Origin of the sequence: Rhodococcus sp. P14 (genome assembly GCF_000256505.1) — a bacterium.
Classification (GTDB): Bacteria; Actinomycetota; Actinomycetes; order Mycobacteriales; family Mycobacteriaceae; genus Rhodococcus; species Rhodococcus ruber.
In genome coordinates, this window is the sequence record NZ_AJFC01000067.1 from 1 (window position 1) to 3807 (window position 3807).

The window sequence follows — 3807 nt, forward strand, 5'->3', positions numbered from 1 at the left end:
GTCGCGCAGGTCGGCCTGGATGGTCTGGGCGCGGCGCGCCACCTCGGCCTGACGGCCGAGCGGTTTGAGCTGGCGGCGCAGCTCGGCGGTGAGGTCGGTCAGGCGCGCCAGGTTGGCCTGCATCGCGTCGAGCTTGCGGACCGCCTTCTCCTTGCGCTTGCGGTGTTTGAGGACACCGGCAGCCTCCTCGATGAAGGCACGGCGGTCCTCCGGCCGGGACTCGAGGATGGCGGAGAGGCGGCCCTGACCGACGATGACGTGCATCTCCCGGCCGATGCCGGAGTCGGACAACAGTTCCTGCACGTCCATCAACCGGCACGAGTTCCCGTTGATCTCGTATTCCCCCGCGCCGTCGCGGAACATCCGCCGGGTGATGGACACCTCGGAGTACTCGATGGGCAGCGCGCCGTCGGAGTTGTCGATGGTGAGGGTGACCTCGGCCCGGCCCAGGGGCTGCCGGCCGGCGGTGCCGGCGAAGATGACGTCCTGCATCTTGCCGCCGCGCAGCGCCTTGGCGCCCTGCTCGCCCATCACCCAGGTGAGGGCGTCGACGACGTTGGACTTGCCGGAACCGTTCGGCCCTACGACACACGTGATGCCCGGTTCGAACCGCAGAGTCGTCGCGGACGCGAAAGACTTGAAGCCCTTGAGCGTCAGACCCTTCAAATACATGTGCGAGAACCTTACCGGCGGGCCGTCACCGCTCGACGAAGCCGGTCAGGTCGCCGCGCGCCGGCTCCCAGCTCTCCACCACCAGCCGCACCGTGCCCGGTGTCTCGCCCGAGCGCAGCGCGGCGAGCAGGCGTTCGAGGGCGTCGCGGGGGCCCTCGGCGATGACGAGCACGCGTCCGTCGGGGTGGTTGGTGGCGTGACCGACGACGCCGAGTTCGAGGGCGCGCGAGCGGGTCCACCAGCGGAATCCCACACCTTGGACGTACCCGTGCACCCAGGCGGTGAGCCGGACCGCATCCGGCGACGACTGCATCACGACGGCTCCCCGGCATCGCGGACCGGACGCACGGCGTGGACGGAGCCGTCGAATCCGGTGGTGTAGAGGACGTCCGGGTCCCAGCCGGGACCGTCGCCGAACGCGACGGCGGAGACGAAGGGGACCCCGGTGGCGATCGTGCAGCCGGCGCCGGTCACCGGGTCGACGCGCAGGATCCTGCCGGCGACGTTGAGCGGGACGTACAGCGCACCGTCGGGCCCCACGTCGAGGTCGTCGGCGGTTTCGAGGGGGCCGGGACCGGACGGGTCCAGAGTCCGGGCCGGGCCGTCGAGATCGTCGGCGTCGAGCGCATGAATCCGGGTGGTCGGATCGAATGTTGTTGCTGCATACACGGTTTTGCCTTCGATCGCGAGTCCGTTGACGGAACCGAGGTCGGTGCGGAGCGTCTCCGGAGCGCGGCCGTCGACCGGGACGCGGGTCAGGCCCGGGGGGCTGCCCAGATTCCGGCTGACGAGGAAGTCTCCGCCGGGGAGGCGGACGAGGCCGTTGGGCATCGTGAGGCCCGCCGCGACGGTGCGGCGCGCCCCGGTGTCGAGGTCGACGGCCTCCAGGGTGCCGTCGGTGCGGCCGAGCAGCCCGGAGACGGTGCCGTTGCCCGTCGTGAAGAACGCGGTGCCCTCGTCGACGACGATGCCGCCGGGCGCCGGGACCTCGGCCACCACGGTGTCGGCCCGCCCGTCGGGGGTGAGGGTCAGCAGCGACCCGCCGCCCGCCGGGGTGGACGCCGAGGCCAGCAGTCCGCCCCGACCGTCGAAGGCGAGGTTCTCGAGGATGCCGAGCCCGGACGCGACGACGTCCACCCGCCACGGCGTGCAGCTCGTCGGGGCGGACGCGGCCGCCGCCGGCGCTCCGCCCGCGAGGAGCCCGACGGCGAGCGCGAGTCCGGCCGCTTTGCGATCCATCCGCCCTCCCTGCCGATATCCGCCGCTCACGCGTCCCAAACGATGTTCAGCGTCACCTTGGTGCCGGCCTCGAGGGTACGGCCGACGGTGCACACCTTGTCGACGGATCGCTCCACGAGCGCGACAAGACGCCGTTGCGCCTCCTCGTCCAGCTCGCTGAGGTCCAGCACCATCTCCTCGACGAGGTGCGGGTACACCTCGTTCTCCCGGTCCGCAGCGCCGGAGACCCGGATCGTGGCGTCGTAGTCGTCGCCGAGCCGGCGCGAGAGCGGGAAGTCCGAGCTCATCCCCGAGCAGGCCGCCAGCGCGATCTTCAGCAGCTCGCCGGGGGTGAAGACGCCGTCGACGGTCTCCGATCCGATCAGCACCTCGGCACCGCGGGAGCTGCGACCGGTGTAGCGGCGGGTGCCGGTGCGCTCGACCCACAGCTCGGTCGTCGGGGTGTCGGAAGTCTGTTCAGCCATGCGGGAGATCCTGCCATGATCACCCGACGGCCAGTTCGCGCAGGATCGCGACGAGCTCCTCGGCGGCGACGGGCGTGTCGGCGCTGGTGCGGCGCAGCAGCCCGACGGGTTCGGCGGTGCCGGGCGTGGGCACCGGCAGCCGCACGAGCGTGCCGTCGTCCAAATCGCCCTGCGGGACCCGCTCGGGGGTCAGCCACACGGCGTCGCCGGTGCGCACCAGCCCGCGCGCGACCGAGACATCGAGGGTCTCGATGATGCCGGACGGCAGCCGCAGCCCGTGCCGGGCGAGGAAGCCCTCGGTGTGGTGCCGCGGCACCGTGCCGGCGGTGGCGACGACGAGAGGATGATCCAGCACCGCCGGCACCGACACCGGACCCTCGGCCAGCGGATGATCCGGGCGCACGACCAGGGCCAGCGACTCGGCGTACAGAAGTTCGAACGAGAGCCCCCGCATGGTCTCCGGGTCGGCCGTCCGGCCGAGGACGAAGTCGAGTTCGCCCGCGCGCACCGCGCCGAGGAGGGCGGTGTTCGGGCCCGTGCGGATCTGTACGCCGACGTGTGGGCGCCGGTCCCGAAACCGGGTGATCGCGCCGGGCAGCAGGGTGCTCGCGACGGTGGGCAGGGCGCCGACCCGCACCGGGGCAACGGCCGGTTGTCCCGTTCCGGCCAGCACGCCTGCGGCGGATGCCAGCGCATCCGTGACCTCGACGGCACGACTCAGGAATTCCTCCCCGGCCCGCGTGAGCCGGGCGCCGTGCCGTCCCCGGTCCACGAGGCGCGCGCCGGAGAGCGCTTCGAGCTCGTTGAGGGTCTTGGTGACCGCCGGCTGGCTCAGGTGCAGCCGGGCGGCAGCCCGGCCGAGGTTGCCCTCCTGGGCGACGGCGACGAAACACGTCAGGTGACGTAACCGGATGCGATCGAGAAGCCGCGATGCCCGGTCACCCGGTGGGACGCCCTCACTTTGCATCACTGAAAGTTATGCAAGATCGCCGAAATCGTCAATTTACATGACTCTTGCTCACCCATAGCGTGATGCACATCCCGTCCGTCGCAGTGCGACAGTTCCCAGGAGTACCGCCTCATGATCATCGCCGCCCCCGGCGCCGCGTCCGGCGAGTTCGTCGAACGCGACCACACCCAGCACCCGCCCGCGCTGACCCCCGGATACCGCACATCGGTGTTGCGTTCCCCACGCAATGCACTGATCGCACCGCGCCCCACGCTCTCGGAAACGACCGGGCCGGTGTTCGACCCGCGCGAGCTCGGCGAGAAGGACAACGACCTCATCCTCAACTTCGCCAAGGACGGCCTGCCGATCGGTGAGCGCCTGATCGTGCACGGCTACGTACGCGACGAGTTCGGCAACCCGGTGAAGGGCGCCCTGGTCGAGGCCTGGCAGGCCAACGCCGGCGGGCGCCCACCCCCCCAAAAA

The 3807-nt window shown here is 71.3% G+C and carries 6 protein-coding genes; 1 reads left to right on the forward strand and 5 read right to left on the reverse strand.

Features of this window, described 5'->3' with window-relative positions; translation table 11 throughout:
• The 5 genes from OEY_RS28040 to OEY_RS0104695 all read right to left on the reverse strand — a co-directional run.
• Positions 1 to 672: chromosome segregation SMC family protein (locus OEY_RS28040; RefSeq protein ID WP_010592767.1), on the reverse strand; the 672-nt coding region annotated here is incomplete at its 3' end.
• A gap of 25 nt (positions 673 to 697) precedes the next feature.
• The gene (locus OEY_RS0104680) at positions 698 to 985 is read right to left on the reverse strand and encodes an acylphosphatase (RefSeq protein WP_003939033.1); all 288 of its coding nucleotides are present in this window, start codon (positions 983 to 985) and stop codon (positions 698 to 700) included.
• Positions 985 to 1911, reverse strand: coding sequence for an SMP-30/gluconolactonase/LRE family protein (locus OEY_RS0104685; protein ID WP_010592768.1), 927 nt, complete (start codon positions 1909 to 1911; stop codon positions 985 to 987). Before OEY_RS0104685 ends, OEY_RS0104680 begins: the two co-directional genes overlap by 1 nt.
• 26 nt (positions 1912 to 1937) lie before the next feature.
• Positions 1938 to 2375: an OsmC family protein gene (locus tag OEY_RS0104690; RefSeq protein ID WP_010592769.1), complete on the reverse strand. Its 438-nt coding sequence runs from the start codon at positions 2373 to 2375 to the stop codon at positions 1938 to 1940.
• Positions 2376 to 2394: 19 nt separating this feature from the next.
• Positions 2395 to 3342 carry a LysR substrate-binding domain-containing protein gene (locus OEY_RS0104695; protein WP_017680541.1) on the reverse strand — a complete coding sequence of 316 codons (948 nt, stop codon included), beginning with the start codon at positions 3340 to 3342 and terminating at the stop codon, positions 2395 to 2397.
• A 114-nt stretch (positions 3343 to 3456) separates the two neighbouring features.
• Here OEY_RS0104695 and OEY_RS0104700 point away from each other — a divergent pair.
• Positions 3457 to 3807 (forward strand): dioxygenase family protein (locus OEY_RS0104700; protein ID WP_010592771.1); only part of this gene is annotated, 351 nt, incomplete at its 3' end.